The 18,013-nt window shown below is 71.2% G+C and carries 18 protein-coding genes; 10 read left to right on the top strand and 8 right to left on the bottom strand.

The window, feature by feature from the left end:
* Positions 1-129: 129 nt before the first annotated feature.
* Positions 130-1,569: an NADP-dependent phosphogluconate dehydrogenase gene (gene gndA / locus ACZ3I4_RS47330; RefSeq protein WP_465388754.1), complete on the bottom strand. Its 1,440-nt coding sequence runs from the start codon at positions 1,567-1,569 to the stop codon at positions 130-132.
* Positions 1,570-1,743: 174 nt separating this feature from the next.
* On the opposite strand from gndA, the gene ACZ3I4_RS47325 reads away from it, so the two are divergent.
* From ACZ3I4_RS47325 to ACZ3I4_RS47315, 3 genes are all read left to right on the top strand, one after another.
* A complete protein-coding gene (locus ACZ3I4_RS47325) occupies positions 1,744-2,058 on the top strand; it encodes a type II toxin-antitoxin system PemK/MazF family toxin (RefSeq protein ID WP_465388753.1) in 315 nt (104 codons plus the stop codon).
* 187 nt (positions 2,059-2,245) lie between these two features.
* Positions 2,246-4,117: a SpoIIE family protein phosphatase gene (locus tag ACZ3I4_RS47320; protein WP_465388752.1), complete on the top strand. Its 1,872-nt coding sequence runs from the start codon at positions 2,246-2,248 to the stop codon at positions 4,115-4,117.
* A 28-nt stretch (positions 4,118-4,145) separates the two neighbouring features.
* Positions 4,146-6,023 carry a diguanylate cyclase domain-containing protein gene (locus ACZ3I4_RS47315; RefSeq protein ID WP_465388751.1) on the top strand — a complete coding sequence of 626 codons (1,878 nt, stop codon included), beginning with the start codon at positions 4,146-4,148 and terminating at the stop codon, positions 6,021-6,023.
* Here the strand turns inward: ACZ3I4_RS47315 and ACZ3I4_RS47310 are convergent.
* Complete coding sequence (locus ACZ3I4_RS47310; RefSeq protein WP_465388750.1) at positions 5,977-6,873, bottom strand: ricin-type beta-trefoil lectin domain protein; 897 nt, start codon at positions 6,871-6,873, stop codon at positions 5,977-5,979. The genes ACZ3I4_RS47315 and ACZ3I4_RS47310 overlap by 47 nt on opposite strands.
* 203 nt (positions 6,874-7,076) lie before the next feature.
* Here ACZ3I4_RS47310 and ACZ3I4_RS47305 point away from each other — a divergent pair, with 203 nt between their 5' ends.
* The 3 genes from ACZ3I4_RS47305 to ACZ3I4_RS47295 all read left to right on the top strand — a co-directional run bounded on the left by ACZ3I4_RS47305 (position 7,077) and on the right by ACZ3I4_RS47295 (position 9,204).
* On the top strand, positions 7,077-8,330 hold the full coding sequence (locus ACZ3I4_RS47305; RefSeq protein WP_465388749.1) for an erythromycin esterase family protein: 1,254 nt from the start codon (positions 7,077-7,079) through the stop codon (positions 8,328-8,330).
* 77 nt (positions 8,331-8,407) lie between these two features.
* Positions 8,408-8,749 carry an ArsR/SmtB family transcription factor gene (locus tag ACZ3I4_RS47300; protein WP_465388748.1) on the top strand — a complete coding sequence of 114 codons (342 nt, stop codon included), beginning with the start codon at positions 8,408-8,410 and terminating at the stop codon, positions 8,747-8,749.
* Positions 8,746-9,204: an SRPBCC family protein gene (locus tag ACZ3I4_RS47295; protein ID WP_465388747.1), complete on the top strand. Its 459-nt coding sequence runs from the start codon at positions 8,746-8,748 to the stop codon at positions 9,202-9,204. Before ACZ3I4_RS47300 ends, ACZ3I4_RS47295 begins: the two co-directional genes overlap by 4 nt.
* A gap of 38 nt (positions 9,205-9,242) precedes the next feature.
* On the opposite strand, the gene ACZ3I4_RS47290 is transcribed toward ACZ3I4_RS47295, so the two are convergent.
* The 3 genes from ACZ3I4_RS47290 to ACZ3I4_RS47280 all read right to left on the bottom strand — a co-directional run bounded on the left by ACZ3I4_RS47290 (position 9,243) and on the right by ACZ3I4_RS47280 (position 11,470).
* Positions 9,243-9,650, bottom strand: coding sequence for a nitroreductase family deazaflavin-dependent oxidoreductase (locus ACZ3I4_RS47290; RefSeq protein ID WP_465388746.1), 408 nt, complete (start codon positions 9,648-9,650; stop codon positions 9,243-9,245).
* Between the two features lie 254 nt (positions 9,651-9,904).
* Entirely contained in the window at positions 9,905-10,471 is a 567-nt protein-coding gene (locus ACZ3I4_RS47285) for a nitroreductase family protein (RefSeq protein WP_465388745.1), read from the bottom strand.
* A gap of 48 nt (positions 10,472-10,519) precedes the next feature.
* A complete protein-coding gene (locus ACZ3I4_RS47280; RefSeq protein ID WP_465388744.1) occupies positions 10,520-11,470 on the bottom strand; it encodes a quinone oxidoreductase family protein in 951 nt (316 codons plus the stop codon).
* A 187-nt stretch (positions 11,471-11,657) separates the two neighbouring features.
* On the opposite strand from ACZ3I4_RS47280, the gene ACZ3I4_RS47275 reads away from it, so the two are divergent.
* A complete protein-coding gene (locus ACZ3I4_RS47275; RefSeq protein ID WP_465388743.1) occupies positions 11,658-12,368 on the top strand; it encodes a hypothetical protein in 711 nt (236 codons plus the stop codon).
* On the opposite strand, the gene ACZ3I4_RS47270 is transcribed toward ACZ3I4_RS47275, so the two are convergent.
* Positions 12,350-13,132, bottom strand: a complete 783-nt coding sequence (locus tag ACZ3I4_RS47270) for a class I SAM-dependent methyltransferase (protein WP_465388742.1) — start codon at positions 13,130-13,132, stop codon at positions 12,350-12,352. The genes ACZ3I4_RS47275 and ACZ3I4_RS47270 overlap by 19 nt on opposite strands.
* A 199-nt stretch (positions 13,133-13,331) precedes the next feature.
* Between ACZ3I4_RS47270 and ACZ3I4_RS47265 the strand changes: the two genes are divergently transcribed.
* The 3 genes from ACZ3I4_RS47265 (at position 13,332) to pstS (ending at position 16,156) form a co-directional block, all read left to right on the top strand.
* Complete coding sequence (locus ACZ3I4_RS47265; RefSeq protein ID WP_465388741.1) at positions 13,332-13,649, top strand: STAS domain-containing protein; 318 nt, start codon at positions 13,332-13,334, stop codon at positions 13,647-13,649.
* Positions 13,650-13,733: 84 nt separating this feature from the next.
* Positions 13,734-15,038 carry a hypothetical protein gene (locus ACZ3I4_RS47260; protein ID WP_465388740.1) on the top strand — a complete coding sequence of 435 codons (1,305 nt, stop codon included), beginning with the start codon at positions 13,734-13,736 and terminating at the stop codon, positions 15,036-15,038.
* A 74-nt stretch (positions 15,039-15,112) separates the two neighbouring features.
* On the top strand, positions 15,113-16,156 hold the full coding sequence (gene pstS, locus ACZ3I4_RS47255; protein ID WP_465388739.1) for a phosphate ABC transporter substrate-binding protein PstS: 1,044 nt from the start codon (positions 15,113-15,115) through the stop codon (positions 16,154-16,156).
* Positions 16,157-16,253: 97 nt separating this feature from the next.
* On the opposite strand, the gene ACZ3I4_RS47250 is transcribed toward pstS, so the two are convergent.
* Positions 16,254-17,510 (bottom strand): helix-hairpin-helix domain-containing protein, encoded by a 1,257-nt coding sequence (locus tag ACZ3I4_RS47250; protein ID WP_465388738.1) that lies wholly within the window; start codon positions 17,508-17,510, stop codon positions 16,254-16,256.
* A 215-nt stretch (positions 17,511-17,725) separates the two neighbouring features.
* Positions 17,726-17,989 (bottom strand): GlsB/YeaQ/YmgE family stress response membrane protein, encoded by a 264-nt coding sequence (locus tag ACZ3I4_RS47245; RefSeq protein WP_465388737.1) that lies wholly within the window; start codon positions 17,987-17,989, stop codon positions 17,726-17,728.
* Between the last annotated feature and the right edge of the window lie 24 nt (positions 17,990-18,013).

Here is an 18,013-nt window from a genome sequence, read left to right as displayed (position 1 = left end):
TGGTCCGTCGCCTTGAACGCCGACGGCCCGCCATCCGACAACGCCGCCGCGAGCTGGTCGCCACGCCCGAATAAACCCTCTCTCAAACACTCACTAAGGGGTTGGTGGGTAGCGGGACCTGTTCTCGGGTTAGGCGTCGATTTCGGTTTTGTCTTCTGTGGCCCACAGGGTGTGGAAGTTGCCTTCCTTGTCTGTGCGGCGGTAGGTGTGGGCTCCGAAGAAGTCGCGCTGGCCCTGGATCAGGGCCGCGGGGAGGCGCTCGGCGCGCAGGCCGTCGTAGTAGGCCAGGGCCGAGGCGAAGCCGGGGGCGGGGATGCCCTGCTGAGCGGCCGTGGCGACCACCCGGCGCCAGGCGTCCTGAGCGCCGCTCACGGCGTCCAGGAAGTACTGGTCGACCAGCAAGGTGGCCAGCTCGGGCTGCTTGTCGTACGCCTGCCGGATGAAGTCGAGGAACTTGGCCCGGATGATGCAGCCGTCCCGCCAGATCTTCGCCATCGCGCCGGGGTCGATCGCCCAGTCGTACTCTTTGCTGGCCGCCTGGATCTGCTGGAAGCCCTGCGCATACGCCACGATCTTGGAGGCGAACAGCGCCTGCTCGACGTCGGCCTGCAGGTCACCGCCGTGCGAGCCGGCCGTGGCGGACGGACCGGGCAGGCCCGCCTCCTTGGCCGCGGCGCGCACGTCGGCCCCGCCGGACAGCGCCCGGGCGAACACCGACTCGGCGATGCCGCTGACCGGCACCCCCAGGTCGAGGGCGGCCTGCACGGTCCAGCGACCGGTGCCCTTCTGCTCGGCCTGGTCGAGCACGATGTCGACGAACGGCTTGCCCGTCGACGCGTCGACCTGCTTGAGCACCTCGGCCGTGATCTCGATCAGGTACGACCCGAGACGGCCCTCGTTCCAGCTGCGGAACACGTCGGCGATCTCGGCCGGCGAATGCCCGCCGACCTGACGCAGCAGGTCGTAGGCCTCGGCGATGAGCTGCATGTCGGCGTACTCGATGCCGTTGTGCACCATCTTGACGAAGTGCCCGGCGCCGTCCGGACCGACGTGCACGCAGCACGGCTCCCCGTCGACCTTGGCCGAGATGTCCTCGAGCAGCGGGCCGAGCGCCTCGTAGGACTCCGGCGAGCCGCCCGGCATGATGCTCGGGCCGTGCAGTGCGCCCTCCTCACCACCCGAGACGCCCGTGCCCACGAAGTGCAGGCCGCGCTCGCGCAGCGCCGCCTCGCGCCGGCGCGTGTCCAGGTAGTGCGCGTTGCCCGCGTCGATGAGCATGTCGCCCTCTTCGAGCAGGGGCGCGAACTCGTCGATCACGGCGTCGGTGGGCCCACCGGCCTTCACCATGATGATCACGCGACGCGGCCGCTCGAGGCTGGCCACGAACTCCTCGGCGGTCTCGGCCGGGATGAACTTCCCCTCGCTGCCGAACTCCTCGACCAGCTCCTTGGTGCGACCGTAGGAGCGGTTGTGCACGGCCACGGTGTGCCCGTGCCGGGCGAAGTTGCGAGCCAGGTTCCGTCCCATCACCGCGAGGCCGGTGACCCCGATCTGTGCCTTCTCCGACATCATTGACACCCTTCCCTAGCAGCAAGCCACGCCGCCTATTCTTACGGTTCCGCCGCGATCACGGTTCACCCCCGTCCAAGCTGTGGACAGACCGGGATTCTGCGCCGGTGTGCCACGCGGTGGCCTAAGATCGCGCGGCGGTAGGGTTGAGCCCATGCCGAGCGGGACGTGTCCATGAGGCGCGGCGAAATCTGGACCATCGGCAACCGCACCGACCTGCGCTATCGAGTCCTCGTGCTGTCGGCCGACGCGCACAACGAGCGCGACAACGCGTCGCCCTACTGTGCGCCCATCGTGCGCCAGCGCGGTGTGACCGAGCTCCCGCCGTACGCGGTGGCCCTCACCGAACAAGACCCGATCACCGGCGTCGTGGTCGTCAACCGGATGCGCCGGCTCCCGGCCTCGACCGGCGCGGAGCGTATCGGCATGGTCACCGGCGCCAGCATGGCCCGTCTGACCGACGCCGTACGGTCACTCTTCGAGTTGTAGCCTTTGCGCTTTCTTAAGGCCGATGACCGTTCAACCCTCGACGCACTCCATCGGGTCACACCCGGTCGGGTGACCGGTGCGACGTCACGCCGCAGGTAGCGAACGGTCGAGATGTTCGGCCGATGACGACCCCCGTCCCGCTGACGTATTCAAGTAACCGGGAGCTGGCCGACGGGAAGGACAAGGCGTGACACAGGCGTACGCGGCGGCGGTGGAGAGCCTGCGCCCGAGCGCGCCGGCCGGCACCGGTGAGGCCGGGCGCCTGACGGTCGAACGCGCGGTCGGCCTGCTCGCCGGACGCGCCCGCTGCCGGCTGGCCGACGCGCACCGCCACCTTCTGCGGATGGCCGCCGAGGAGGATCGCGGGCTGGTCGAGGTGGCCGCCGGCGTGATCCACATGCTCGACGTGGCCGACCCGGACACCGGCGTCGTCCTCGGCCTCGACACCAACCACCTCCCGGCCCGGCTCACCGCGCCCGTACGGCGGTTCGCGCCCTGGATCGGCATGGTGCAGCGGGTGCTCGACGTGGCCCCCGGCATGGCCTCCTACCTGAGCGCCGAACGAGGTCTCGACGGCCGGCTGATCGACCTGGTCTGGGCCGCGGTCAGTCCCGAGGCGGTCGCGCCCGACGGCCTGCGCGGCGCCGAGCTGGTCGGGCTGCGCCTGTCCGAGCATTTCCCCGAGGTGCTGGCCAGCGACCGCTGGCTCGCCTACGAGCACGTCCTCGACACCGGCGTGCCCACCGTCCTGGGCCCGTTCCCGCACCGCGACGGCGTCTACTCCGTCCGCGCTCACCGACTCGGCGAGGGCCTGCTGCTCAACTGGACCCGGCACGACCAGCAACCCGGTGGGATCGCCGAGCGCCTGGCCAGCACCGAGCGGCTCGGCAACCTCGGCTGGGGCGAATGGGATCTGATCAGCGGCGAGATCTACTGGTCCGACCAGCTCTACCGGATCTTCGAGCGCGACCCGCGGCAGGGCCCGCCCGACCCGGCCGCGCCCGACGAGGCCGGCCTGGCCGAGGACGAGCCGTTGCGGGCCGCGGCCAAGGCGCAGCTCGACCGGGGCGACCGGGTCGACGTGATCACCCGGGTGCGCGTCAACGGGCGGGTCAAGCACCTGCGTACGGTGGCCGACGCCAGCCGCGACGCCGGCGGCCGCCCCCTGCGCCTCTACGGCATCGTGCAGGACGTCACCGAGCAGGAGACCGGGGCCAAGCGGCTGGCCGAGGTCGAGCGCCAGCTCGTCGAGCAGCGCCGCAGCCTGGCCGCCGAGCACGAGCTGGCCGGCCGCCTGCAGCGCATCATCCTGCCCCTGCCCGAGGGCCCGATCGTGCTGCCCGGGCTCAAGGTCGCCGTGCGCTATCTGCCCGCCGGGCAGGAGGATCTGGTCGGCGGCGACTGGTATCACGCCGCCGAGCTGCGCGACGGCTCGGTGCTGCTGGCCGTGGGCGACGTGGCCGGGCACGGCACCCAGGCCGCCACGGCCATGGCCCAGCTGCGGCACGCGCTGCGCGCCCTGGCCGTCACCACCAGCGACCCCGGGGAGCTGCTGGGGCACCTCAACCGGCTGACCTGCGAGCTCGAGCGCGAGTCGCCCGAGATGGCGGCCACGGCCGTGGTCGCCCGCTTCGACCCGGCCCGCCACGAAATCGTCTGGGCCCAGGCCGGGCACCCCCCGCCGCTGCTGAGCCGGGGCGGCCGCACGGCCCCGCTGGAGCGCCCGGCCGGCCCGATGCTCGGCGTCATGGACGACGCGGCCTACCGGACGTCCCGGATCGACTTCCGGGTCGGCGACGTGCTGCTGCTCTACACCGACGGCCTGGTCGAGCATCGTCGCCGCGGGCCCGACGACGGGCTGGCCTCGGTCATCTCCACCGTCGACGAGGCCGTACGCGCGTCGCCCGACCAGCCGCTGGCCCAGTTGCTGTCCCGGCTGCGCCGCACCAACCCCGACGACGACACCTGCATCCTGGCCGCCCGGCGGGTCACCGGCGAGACCCAGGATCTTCGCAGATATCTCTCCGGCGCGGCCAATATGCCCCATCTGCGCGACTGAGCGGCGTTTTCGGGAGAAAATGTCGGCCGTGAGGGGTCGCACGTACGGTGTCCTGTCGCCCTTCGTCGGAGGCGACTACTACGGGACCATCATCGCCGGGGCCAACGAGGCGGCCGTGTCCGGAGGCGATCGGCTGCTCGCGCTGCAGACCCTCGAGCCGGGCTCGTACAACGCCGACCGCAGCGGAGTGCCCGACTATCGGCGGCCGGTCGCCTGGAGCCACCTGGCCGGGGTCGTCGTGCTGGCGGGGGCGATCCACGAGTCGTACGCGAAAGCGCTTCTCACGGCCGGAATGCCGGTGGTCACGGTCGGGCACCAGATGCCGGACTGCTCGGCGGTCTTCGCCGACAACAGCTCCGGCGTACGCGAGGCGGTCCGGCACCTGATCGAACACGGTCACGAGCGGATCGCGTTCGCGGGGCACCTCGCGCATTTCGACGTCCGGGAGCGGCTCGAGGGCTATCGGAGCGCGCTGACCGAGCACGGCCTGACCGCGCCGTCCGACCTGGTGTTCGACGCGGGCGACAACCACGAGAGCGGCGGCGAGCTGGCCGCCGGCTTGCTGCTCGGTTCCGCTACGCCGGTCACGGCCGTCGTCTGTGGCACCGACCGCAACGCGATGGGCCTGATCCGCCGGCTCGGCGAGCACGGCCGGCGCGTCCCCGAGGACCTCGCCGTGATCGGCTTCGACGATCTGGCCGGCGCCATGTACATGCGGCCCAGCCTCTCCACCGTGCGCCAGCCCTCGGGGGAGATCGGCTCGGCCGCGATCGATCTGCTGAGCGAGCTGACCGGCCGGCCCGGGACGCCACGGCTGGTGCGGCGGGTGCCGACCACCTTCATGCGGCGCGACTCGTGCGGCTGCCCGCCCAGCGGCCTGCCCGTGACCGAGGACCTCACGCGTTACCTGTTCGGGCAGGTCTGCAACCTGCAGGAGACGCTGAACATCCAGCACGAGCTCGGCATCGACCTGCTGGGCGCGCACGACCGCGACCCGCGCGAGCTCGGCTGGCTCAAACGCACCACCGCCCTGGCCGGCTGCCTGGGCCTGTGGTCCGGCAGCGCGGTGCCCGCCCTCGACACCGAGCTGCGCATCGAGGGGGAGTACCCGCCCGGGCGCCCACCGGCCCGCGCGACCATGCCGGTCAGCGACTTCCCGCCGCCGGAGCTGTTCGAGCTGGCCGACGGCGCGGCCGGGGACGCCGTCTTCGTGGTGCCGGTGCGCAGCGCGACCCGGGACTGGGGGATGCTCGCCGCGGTCGGCCACATCCAGCAGAGCACGCCGCCGGGCAGCGAGATGATGAACCAGTCGGGCGCCCTGCTGGCCGCGTCCCTCGACCGCGGCGCGATGGTGGCCGCCCTGCGCGAGCAGGAGCAGCAGCTGCGCGACGCCGCCCTGCACGACCCGCTCACCGGCCTGCCCAACCGGCTGCTGCTGGCCGACCGGATGCGCCAGGCCGGTCTGCGCGCGGCCCGGCTGGCCGGCCACCGCTTCGCCGTGCTCCTGCTCGACCTCAACGGCTTCAAGGCGGTGAACGACTCGCTCGGGCACGCGGCCGGCGACGTGCTGCTCATCGAGGTGGCGCGGCGGCTGACCGGCCTGCTGCGCGAGTCCGACACGGTGGCCCGGCTCGGCGGCGACGAGTTCGTGGTGCTGCTCGACGGCCTGCCCGCCGAGGGCGCCGAGCGGCTCGTGCAGGACACCATCGCGGCCCGGCTGACCGAGCCGTACGCCATCGACGGCGGCCGGGTCACGGTCGGCGTGAGCATCGGCGTGGCCCTGAGCGGGGAGAACGCCAACGACCCGGACCACCTGCTGCGCGAGGCCGACGCCGCGATGTACCGCGCGAAGCTGGCTTCTAAGGCAGGGTCCAGCTCTGGCTCGGCTCGCCCGAGCACGCGCTGACCGTCGTCGTGGCGCCCGCGCGGCCCGGGTCGGTCAGGCAGCCACCGCTCGAGTTGACCAGGGTGCCGTCGCCCCCGTCCCGCCACTGCGCCGATTCGCCGCCGTCGCAGCCGGTGATCCGTACGGTGCCGTCGCCGGTCGACTGCGCGCACTTGTCGGCCACCCGGAGCGTGCCGTCGGTGGCCAGGGTGAACGACTGGTACGAGACGGACATGCACCCGGACACCTGCACCGGGCTGCCGTTCGAGCCGAACAGGCTGCCCAGCGCCAGGCAGCGCCCGCTGGCGGCGGTGATCGACCCGGTGCGGTCGGAGGCGGGCGGCGCGAGCGTCGGGTCGGCGGTCGCCGGGGCGGTTGTCGGCGCGCTCGACGGGCCCTGGGTGACCGGGGTCAGCGTCTGCAGGGACCCGCTGGGCGAGGCCGAAGGACTGACCGATGCGCTGGGGGAGACACTGGGTGACGCCGTCGCGGCGGGCCCGACGCTCTGCACCTGCTGTTCGAGGGGCGCCTGACCGGGGATCGCGGGCAGCGCCGTGCCGGGCCGCGGCAGCTCGGGGTCGGCGGCCGGGCCGAAGATCAGGTAGCCGACCACGCCCAGGGCCAGCACGGCGCCACCGGCGAAGATGCCCAGCCGGGCCAGCGGGTGCACGGTCAGGCGCGGCTTCTTCGGCGCGGGCGGCGGCTCGTCCTCTACCTTGGGCTGGACCAGGGTGTCGGCCTCGACCGGCAGATCCGCGGACTCCGGCCAGGTCTCGGCCTCTTCGTCGGGGGCTCGTTCCGCCTCGGCGACGGCCTTCACGTACGGCCGTACCAGAACGGGATCCTCGCGACGCGCGTCGTTCTCCGCCATTGCTCCCCTTGGACGTTCGGGATCCACGTTGGACTGGTGAGAGAACATACGCCACATCCGCCCGAATCGATCACCCCATTCCGGACTTTAACCGTACGTATTGGTCTGATCATCTTGCGTTGAGTGGCGTACGGCCGCCGGCCCTCGCTCGTGGCCCGGAAGGTCCGACGTATGGGGCAAATCGCAGCGGGTATCCCGACCGCATGCACCGGTACGGCGATGAGGTGGCGGCGATCGCCCGGCCCCTGACCGACGAGGGGGATCTGGACGTTCTGCTCGACCGGGTCGGCGACGCCCGGGTCGTGATGATCGGCGAGGCCAGCCACGGCACGCACGAGTACTACACCTGGCGGGCCGCGCTGACCCGTCGCCTGATCGCCGAACGTGACTTCTCGTTCGTCGCCGTCGAGGGCGACTGGCCCGACTGCGAACGCGTCGACGCCGCCGTCCGGGGATCCGCCGCCTCGCCCCTCGAGGCCCTGCTCGGCTACGAACGGTGGCCCACCTGGATGTGGGCCAACGAGGAGGTGGTCGACTTCGCCGACTGGCTCCGCTCGCACAACGCCTCCCGCACTGTCCCGGCCGGCTTCCACGGGCTCGACGTCTATTCGATGTGGGAGTCGCTGCGCGAGGTCATCCTGTGGCTTCGCGAGAACGATCCGGACGCCGCCGATCATGCCGTGGACGCGTACCAGTGCCTCGCCTCGTACGCGGAGGATCCGCAGTCCTATGCCTGGGCGGCCAAGTTCCTGCGGGCCAGCTGCGAGAACGAGGTCGTCCGGATGCTCCTCGAACTGCGCGGACGGGATCTCGCCGTGTGGCAGAACGCCGAAGTCGTGGCGGGCGCCGAGCATTACTACCGGGCGATGGTGGCCGGCGGCGCGCAGTCGTGGAACGTACGGGACCGGCACATGGACGCGACCCTGGCCCGGCTGCTCGATCACTACGGCGAGGGCTCGAAGGCCGTCGTCTGGGCGCACAACACACACGTCGGCGACGCGAACGCGACCGACCAGGCCACGCTGGGCGAGGTGACCATCGGCTCGCTGGCCCGCGAGCGGTTCGGCGCCGGCCAGGTGGTGCTGGTCGGGATGGGCGGCCACCGCGGTTCGGTGATCGCCGGCCGCACGTGGGGAGCGGCCATGACCGAACTGCCCGTGCCGCCCGGGCGCCCCGGCTCGCTCGAGGACGTCCTGCACGCGACCGCCCCGCCGCAGGCGCTGTTCGTGTTCCCGCCGCCGGCCGATCGCCCCGGCCTGCTGCTGGACGAGGTCGCGCACCGGGCGATCGGCGTTGTCTACAACCCCGAGCGGGAACACCTCGGCAACTACGTGCCGTCCCGGCTGGGCGACCGCTACGACGCGTTCCTGTGGTTCGACGAGACGCGGGCCCTGCGGCCTCTGCACCCGCTGCACGTCGACACGCACGAGTTCGAGACCTACCCGTCCGGCGTCTGATTCCCTGCTCGACCGTCTTGACACCATGAACTGCGGGCGTATTCTCAACCTATCAGTTTATAAACCAGGTGGTTGTCATGACGGATTCCATCGACGGCGTCTTCGCCGCCCTCGCCGACCCGACGCGACGCGCGATCCTCGATCGCCTCGCCACCGGCGACGCGACGGCCGGTGAGCTCGCCGCCGACTTCCCCATCAGCGCGCAGGCCGTGTCGAAGCACCTCAACGTGCTCGAGGCGGCGGGCCTGATCGTCCGCACCCGCGAGGCGCAGCGGCGCTGGTGCCGCATCGTGCCGGCGCAGGTGCGCGCGGTCTCCGTGTGGGCCGAGCAATATCGGCAGCTGTGGGAGGAGCGATACGACGCGCTCGACGACTACCTGGGCCGGCTCCAATCCCAAGGTTCCGAGGAGGAATCGTGAGCATCAACCTGCAGACCCCCACCGACAACACACTCGTCATGAGCCGCTCCTTCGACGCGCCGCGCGAACTCGTCTTCGCCTGCCACACCCAGCCCGAACACATCCGCCACTGGTGGGGCCGGGGCAACCCGCTCGACGTCGAGATCGACTTCCGGGTCGGTGGCAAGTGGCGCTTCGTCGAGCACGCGGACGGCCAGCAGCACGCGTTCCGAGGCGAATTCAAGGCCATCGACGCCCCCGACTCGTTCACGTGGACCTTCGAATACGAGCCGATGGCCGGCCACATCCTCACCGAGCAGTACGTGTTCACCGAGGAGGGCGGCAAGACCACGGTCACGTCGTCGGCCACGTTCGACAACAAGGAAGACCGCGACGGCATGATCCAGTCCGGCATGGAGGCCGGCGCCGAGCAGTCGTACGCGGCCCTCGACACCTATCTCGCCAAGCTGTCGTGAGTTGCGCGGGGGCGGGCTCGACGGCCCGCCCCCGCTTCTCACGCCTCTTTCAGGGCCACGACGGGAATCGTCCGTGTGACCTTGGCCTGGTAGTCGGCCCAGCCCGGTTGCTCGGCCACCGCACGCGCCCACGCCGCGTCCCGCTCCTCGGGCGGCAGCGGAACGGCCAGGGCCTCGTACGTCCGCACCCCGGTCTCGACTGTCACCCGCGGATCAGCGCACACATTGTGGAACCAGTCCGGATTACCGACCGCGCCACCGGCCGAGGCAATCACGAGGATGCGCCCGCCCTCGGCGAGAAAACCCAGCGGAGTCGTATGAGGCCGACCGCTGCGGGCGCCCAGGGTCGTGAGAAGGATGAGCTCGCTGCCCTCGAACATTCCGCCCACGCGGCCGTCATTGGCACGAAACTCGTCGATGATCTGCTGATTGAAAGGGTTGGGCACTTCGGTTGTCGCTTCCTGCTCGTCTTCGGGAGTTGTCCGGAGATGCAGAAGGCGTCGGCGGGCCGCGAGCCCGGCCGCGAATCAAACGCTAGCCGGGTGCCCCACTCGGTAATGGCCCAACAGGGCCGACCCGGCAGTCACCCCGACACGATAACAAGAAGCCGGCCCCGCGTACGCCCCCGTAGCTCCGGCGGTCGTCGCGGCTTCTGCCGAGTTGAGTGCACGTGGTCATGTCGTTGCGTATGGGCAGGCGGTCACTGTCCGGTCCAGAGCAGCTCACCGAGGGGACGTCGCATGCGGGCCGGATCGAGGGGCCGGCGTGCGGACGAGCCAGTGTCGTCCGGCACCCGGCCGAAAGCCGACATGGTGGTGATCTCCCAGTGGTCGGGTACGCCGAACTCGTTCGCCAGGGCGTCGCGGTCGAAAGCGCGGAATTGACGAGCGAACAGTCCGAGGGCCTGCGCTTGGATTGTCATGTGAGCAACCGCTTGCCCCAAGTCGTACAGCGCAAATTCCGAGTATTCCCAGTCAGTGCCTTCGACATACCGGTGAGACAGGTTCGCCACGAGGACGCTGGCTGAGGGTGCCCAGCGGGCCGAACTGGCGGCAAGGTGACGCACAAGCCGATGGTGTGTGTCGTCGCCGCGACGGCTCACGATGAACGCCCATGGTTGAGAATTACCGGCGGATGGAGCCCACCGCGCCGCTTCCACGAGGAGCTCGGCCTGGTCCGCGTCCAGCTCGAATGCCGGGTCGAACGTCGTGGGGCTCCACCGTGCGGCAAGCAAGGGATGTAGCCCCGGCACGATCTCGTCCGTCATGCCGACAGCCTGGCACAGGGGCCACGGGCGGGTGAGTGCACTCGAAGCTCAGGGACGCAGGATCACCTTGCCGGTGGTTCTGCGGGCGACGAGATCCTCGAAAGCGCGGCGGGCATCCTCAAGGGGATAGGCCGCATGGACCATCGGCTTCAGCGCGCCGACAGCGGTGAGCTCGAACATCTCGGCTAAAGGCTCGGCATAGGCGCCGGGAACGGCGAGGGCCGGCCGCAGCCAGAAACCCATAACAGCCGCGTTGCGGTCCGAGAGGTATCCCGGGTCGACCGGCGGGCGGGCTTCGCGGGAGGCATTTCCGAAGGTGACCAGACGTCCGAAGTTCCCCAGGATCTCGAGGCCGGCGCTGAAAACGCTGCCGCCGATCGACTCGAGAACGATGTCCACCGGCGTCCCGTCGTTGGCATCGAGGACCCGCTCGGCGTACCCATCGGCGTCGCTGGACACCGCGGCGTCCGCACCCAGCGATAGTGCCAGGTCACGTCGGGCATCTGTGGAGGCTGTGGCGATGACCCGCCCGGCCCCCAAGTGCTTGGCGAGCTGCACAGCGAGCGAGCCGACGCCGCCGGCCGCCGCGTTGACGACAACTGTCTCGCCGTCGCGTATCCGTGCGCAGCTCTTCAGCACGTGCCAGGCGGTCAGTCCCTGGACGAGGAGCGCGAGCGCCTCGGCGTCGCCCAACCCTTCAGGCAACGACACGGCGTCGGCGTCTTTCACTACCGCCCGCTCAGCAAAGCCACCGCCGCCGAAGATCGGTGCGAGCACGCGACGACCGTCACTTGCTCGACCGACCACCTCAGTGCCGGGAATGAACGGCAGCTCGGGCGCCGGTCGATACGACCCGGCAATGCGACTGGTGTCGGCGAAGTTGACCCCTGCTGCGCTCACATACACGAGCAGTTGCTCATCGACTGGTACCGGATCTGCGACCTCGACAAGGTCTAAGACTTCGGGGCCGCCGAAACGGGCGCATTGCACAGCTCGCATGATCAGCACCGTATACCGCTGCCGGCAGCAACCGGCAACGCACAAACCGGGCATGCCGATTTGCCGCGATCCGGGCGTCTGGAGGAGCCGGCAGCGGTCCGTCGCTGAAGGCGCTGTGCGGCATCGACGAGCTCAGCCTCGTAGTCGCTAACCCGAAGCCGCCGCTCGGAGCCGCTACCTTGGCCGGATGGAACGCGGCGAAGTGTGGTTGGCCGAAGTGGACGGTGTCGTGCCGGTGGTTCTGCTGAGCGGGCAGGTGGACGGTCGCCGTCCCGGTGGCGGTGCGGCGGAGTTTCGGGGCATGCGGATCGTTCCCGCGGCGACGGCCGAACAGCGGCGGGGCTTTGCCTTCCTTGACCCGGCCGAGCTCGGCCCAGGCCGGCCCGCTGGTTCGGCCCGGCTCGACGGCCGTTATGCCGGCACGGCCGGCGGTCCGGGCTCGGCGGTCGATGCCGGCCCGGCCGACGGTCATGGCTCGGTGAGCGGTGTCGGCGGCCGTGGCCTGGTGGTCGATCCGCGTCTGGCCCGCAGCCGTGGCCCGGTGGGCGACTCGCGTCCGGCTCTCAGCCGTGGCTGGGTGGGCGATCCGCGTCCGGGTCTCGGCCGTGGCCCGGGGGCTGGTCACGGAATGCCTGATGAACCGGCGGAAGAGACGGGGATCGTTGGGATCGAGGTGCCGATCGGGGCCGACGAAGGGCTGACGCCGGCCGGGGTGGTGCGGGTGGCCTTGCCCAAGGAGGGGCACGTCTTCTGCACCTGGGAGGTGTCGTTGAGCGCCGAGCATCTGGTTGAGCGCGTGGGACGGCTCTCGGCCGGGAAGCTGGCGATGTTGAGTGAGGCGCTTCGGCTGAGTGGTGACGAGCCGGGCGAGGGAAGAGGTCAGGGGGTTTCTTTGTAGGCGACCGTCAGATTGGCCCGGGAGGTCATGGTCAGGGGCCACTCCATCGATGCGGCCAGGGCCTCGGTGGCGGCCGGGAAGCGGGCCGGTGGGATTGACTCGATCACCTGGCTGCCCATGTGGGAGCCGATCCAGGTGACCATGTGGCCGGCGTCGGGGAAGGTGCTGTCGACGGTGGCCTCGGTCAGTGTGGTGTGGGCGAAGCCGGCCGAAGTCGTGGCCTCGCGGAGGGCCGCGGCGGAGTCGAACATGGGGTGCAGCTTGGGGCGTTGCGGTGGGGTGGGGGCGTACGAGCTCAGCAGGCGCAACGCCTCGGGGTAGCGCGGGTCGTGCGTGGCGAAGGAGCTGAACGCCAAGCGGCCGTGGGGGCGTAGCAGGCGGTGGTACGCGGTCAGGGCGGCGGGCGGGTCGGGGAGGAAGAACAGGACCAGCGCGGCCGTGATGAGGTCGAAGGAACCGGCGGGGAAAGCCGGCTCCTGAGCGTTGCCCGCCTGGACGGTCACCTGGGGCAGCGAGGCGGTGGCGGCGGCCGTTCGTTCGACCATGCCGGGGGCGAAGTCGATGCCGGTCACGTGGCCGTCGGGGCCGACCGCCGAGGCCGAAGCCAGCAGCGCGGCGCCTCGGCCGCAGCCGACGTCGAGCACGTGTTCGCCCGGTTGCGGGGCGGCCGCCCGCACCAGGGCGGCGGCCAGCGGGGTGAAGAAGTTGACGCCCACGTTGTCGTAGCGGGCGGCGACCCGGTCGAAGACCTCGGCGACACTCATGGGCCCAGCATGTCAGCGTGGCGCACCCCCGGATAAATCGGCGTCCGGCGAATTGCGCGGCCGGAATGCGAGTGGTCCATTACGCAGCCGCATTGTGCAAGTGCGCAGTGAGATCAATGACAGGCCTTAACGCAGGATGCATCCCCCGTCGTACAGTGATCCGAGACTTGAACGCAGAGTGACGAAGGGGTGGGCCGGCGTGCTGGAGGTGCGGACGAGCGACGACGGCACTGTGGTGATCACTCCGCACGGTGTGGTCGGCTCTGAGGGCGGCGGTGAACTGCGCCGGGCGCTGGTGCACACGGTTCGCCGTGTTCGACCCTTTCGCCTGATCGTCGACCTGGCTGATGTGCCCGATCTCGATCCGCTCAACGTCGGGTCGGTCGCGGCGGCCTGCGAGCTGGGCGACGACCACCAGGTCACCGTCGAGATCGTCAGCCCACGGCCGGCGGTGTCCCGGCGGCTCGAGGCGGCCGGTGTTCCTCACCAACGGTTACGACGGGATGCGTCTTTCTGATCGCGCGGGTGGACGTCGGGTTAACGGCCGGAATTCAATTACCCGGCCCGGCCGGAAATTGCCCGGGTGCATTACTTTGAGGCCGTGCCAGCAGTCATGGAGGCCACCCGGAATATCGCCCGACAGGCAGTCCGCCCCGAGACACCGGCCCGGCTGCGTCTCTGGGTCACCGTCACGATGGTCGTCGCCGGCCTCCTGCTCGTCTCGGCCTGCCTCGTCATGGCCCGGGTGCAGCAGCAGGTGCGGATCATCGGCGACGAGGCGGCCCCGCAGGCGGCCAACGCGGCCGACCTCTACTTCGCGCTCAGCGACATGGACGCCCAGGTCGCCCGGCTCGTGCTCACCTCCGGCCGTCCCGAGCTGGCCGGCAGCCAGATCGACGCGCTCGGCGCCTACCAGCAGCGCGGCCGCCAGGTCGACACCGACTTGCAGCTCTCGCTGACCACGGCCACCGGCGAGGCCGAACGTGCGCTCGTGCTCGACCTCATGCACAACCTCGGCGTCTACCGCGAGCGCGTGTGGCAGGCGCTGACCGCCGGTCCGGCCGCCGCCGGCTACTACACGCAGGCCACCAACGTCCTGCACCTCGACCTGCTGCCGGCGGCGACCAGGCTGCGCGAGGCCGGCGAGAACAGACTCGAGCAGGCGTACGCGCAAAGGAGCGCGACGCAGACCGCCGGCGTGACCCTCGCCGTGCTGCTCGGCGCCGCGCTCGTCATCCTGCTGATCGGGCTGCAGGTGTGGCTGGCCCGGCGGTTCCGGCGCACCTTCAGCCCGGCCCTGATCACCGCCACGGTGCTGACCGCCGTGCTGCTCGTCCCGCTGACCTTCGTGCTCGTCGTGCAGGGGCAGACGCTGGCCCGGGCGCGCGATCAGAGCCTGATCCCGTTCCTCGACCTGTCGCAGGCGCGGGCGGTCAGCTACGACGCCGCCGCCGACACCTCGCGCTATCTGATCAGTAACGGGCTCGACTACTACCGGCAGGACTTCGACCGCAAGGCCGGCGCGCTCGAGGCGGGCGACACCGGGCTGCCGACGGTCGCGGGCGGGCCCGATGTCGGGGCCGCCCGCACCGGGCAGGTCGTCGAACGCTGGCAGGCCTACCGGACCGGCCACGAGCGCATCGTCCGGCTCGCCGACGCGGGCCGGGACGCCGAGGCGATCGGCGCGCTCACCGGGATCCGGCGGGGCGACGCGGCGTTCGACTTCTCGTACTACGACGCGGCGGTCGCCGACATCGCGGCGTCCCGCAAGGCCGACTTCGACCGGGCCCTGCGCGACGCCGAGATCCGGCTGGCCGGTTGGCCGTACATCCCGGCCGGCGTGCTCGGCCTCGTGATCCTGCTGGTGGCGCTGTCCGTCCGCAAGCGCCTGGCCGAGTACCGCTGAGCCCGACTACCGCTGAGCCCGACTACCGCTGAGCCCGACCACCGCTGAGCCCGACTACCGCCGAGGGAGAGCAGATGAAGACCCGAGTGCTCGGACTGGCGGCGCTGCTGCTGGCCGTGACGGCCTGCGACTCGCCCGGCGCTCCGGCCCGCGCCTCCATCGGCTGCGCGCCGGGCTCGATCACCGCGCAGGGCTCGTCGGCGCAGGCCAACGCCGTCAGCGCCTGGATCAAGGACTATCAGGTCAGCTGCGCCGGGGCGACCATCGAGTACGCCGCCGTGGGCTCCGGGGCCGGGCGGCGCGCCTTCTTCGCGGGCACCGGCCAGTTCGCGGGCTCCGACTCGACGACACCAGCCGAGGAGCAGACCCAGGCCCGCGTACGGTGTCAGGGCCCGCTGGTGCACCTGCCGATGGTCGCCGGGCCGATCGCGCTCGCCTACACCGTGGCCGGCGTCAACGACCTGCGCCTGTCCCCGGCCACGATCGCGCGCATCTTCACCGGCCGGGTCACCCGCTGGAACGATCCGGCCATCAGGGCCGACAACCCGGACACGAGGCTGCCGTCGACGCCGATCCGCACGGTTCACCGCTCCGACGGCTCGGGCACGACGGACAACTTCACACGGTTCCTTGCCGCGGCGGCGCCGGCCGAATGGACTCTCCGGCCGGGTTCGGACTGGCCGGCCCGCGGAGGCGCCGGTGAGGAGGGCAGCAACGCGGTCGTGTCGGCGATCGAGCGCACCGACGGCGCCATCGGCTACGTCGAGGCCTCGTACGCCCGCTTCCACAACCTGCCGGCCGCGCGCGTGGGCAACGCGTCGGGCGAGTTCGTCGCGCTCGACGACGCCGCGGCGGCCCGCACGGTGGCCGGGGCGCGCATCGCCGGCGCCGAGGGGCTGCGGCTCGAGCTCGACTACCGCATCGCCGACCCGACCGCCTATCCGCTGGTGCTGGTCACTTACGAGATCGTCTGCCGGACCGGCACTCCCGATCTGGTCAAGAGCTTCCTCGCGTACGCCTCCAGCACCGCGGGACAGACCACGGCGGCCGCGTCGGGGTATGCCGCGCTGCCCGAAGAACTGCGCTCGAAGGTGGCCGGGGCGGTCGCGGCCCTGTGAGACACCGATGCCCGGCGGACCGTGCTGTTCAGCAACAGCGGGTCCGCCGGGCATCAAATGGTGCTTCGGAACGGCCCTGATCGCGGGCCGGCTTCGATCAGTCGGTGCCGGCGAGCAGCTTGGCCTTCTCGGGCCAGGTGGGCAGGGTCGGCGCCAGGCGCAGACCGGCGGAGGTGACGGCGGTCCGGATGACGGCGACGTCGGTGTCGGCGAGCTGCCGGAACGTGGTGATGCCGCTCGCGGCGAGGGCCATCGCCATCTTCGGGCCGATCCCCGGGATCTTGGTGAGGTCGTCGGGCTCGGCGATCGCGACCGCGACCGGCGCGGGCACGGCGGCCACCTCGTCCGTTCCGGCCACACCGGGGATCGCCGCCGTGGTGTCCGAAGTGGAGATCAGCGGCTCGGCCGGAACGGCGACGTCGACGGGCGCGGGACCGGCCACGACCAGGTCGGCCTCGGCGGCGCCGGGCACGGCGGCCACCGGCTTCGGCTTCGGGGTGCGGGTCCGGGTGGCGCGCGGCTTCGGGGCCGGCTTGGTGGTGCCCACCGGCGTCGGCTCGGCCAGGGGCGACGACACGACGGTCGGCGCGGCGGCGACCGCGACCGGCTCCGGCTCGGTGGGCCGCACCGACTCGGCCGGCTTGGATCCGGTCGGCGCCGGAATGCGCTTGATCGGCTCGGTGACGCGCTCGTCGTCGTCCGACGGAACCCGCTCGTCGTCGTGCGCCGCGACCGTCTCGGCCACGCCCACCGCGATCGGCTCGGCCACGCCCACGGCGACCGGCTCGTCAATCGGCTTGTCGTCGTGCGCCGCAACCGGCTCGTCAACGTGGGCCGCGACCGGCTCCGGGGTCGGCGAGTCAACGTGGGCGGCGACCGGCTCCGCGATCGGCTCGTCAACGCGGGCGGCGACCGGCTCCGCGATCGGCTCGTCAACGCGGGCCGCGATCGGCTCGGTGACGCGTTCGGAGGCGGGCTCCGCGATCGGCTCGGAAACGGTGACGGGCTCGGTCGCAGCGACGTGCGCCGGCTCGGCGACAGCAACGGCGGCGGGCTCGGGCGTGGCGTCGACCGGCTCGGCCACGGCAACGGGATCGGCGTCGGCCACCGGCTTGTCGGCGGCGTCGACCGGCTCGTCGTGGGCGGCCACCGGTTCGGGCTTCGTGGCCGTGCCGGCCTTCGGCTCGTCCTCGGTGGTCGGGGTTTCGGCGGCCGTGGCCGGCGCGCTGATGGGGGAGGCGCTCGGGGCGGACGTGTCGGTGGCGGCGGGCTGGCCGGACCGCAGTCCGCGCACCAGCCACCCGGCGACGAATCCGACGACGACCCCGGCAACAAGGAAGAGGAACGATGCCATATGAAGGGCTCCGAACAATGAGAGCTGCGGATGTAGCGCGCAGCTTTGCACATCTCCCCGTTTGCGCACCATGTGGGTGGTGCGACGGATCGATATCGGTTACCCGTGGTCATCCGGTGATCACCCAGGAGTCGATCCGCAAAGGAGCAAAGGACCGGAAAACACGGTCGGCCCTTCACACCGGAAACGATCCGGCCGGAAGAAGGCAACGCGCTCTAACGCCGGCTGCGTGCCCCCGCGACCAGCGCCACGCCACCGGCGGCCAGCGCCACCTGCAACGCGAGCTCGATCCAGTCGATGCCGCGGGTGTCGTCGACCCCGATCAGCGCGGCCAGGAACGTGCCGACCAGGGCGGCGATGATGCCGATGAGCAGCGTCAGCCAGATCGAGATCTGCTGCCGGCCGGGCAGCACGAGGCGTCCCAGCGCGCCGATGATGAGACCGATGAGGATGGCGGTGAAAATCCCGGAGATTTCCATGACGGCTCCCTGTCGAGGCGGTCC

The organism is Actinoplanes sp. NPDC021490 (assembly GCF_055562135.1).
Note: the sequence above shows the minus strand (reverse complement) of the source record. Positions and strands in the feature narration are given on the sequence as shown.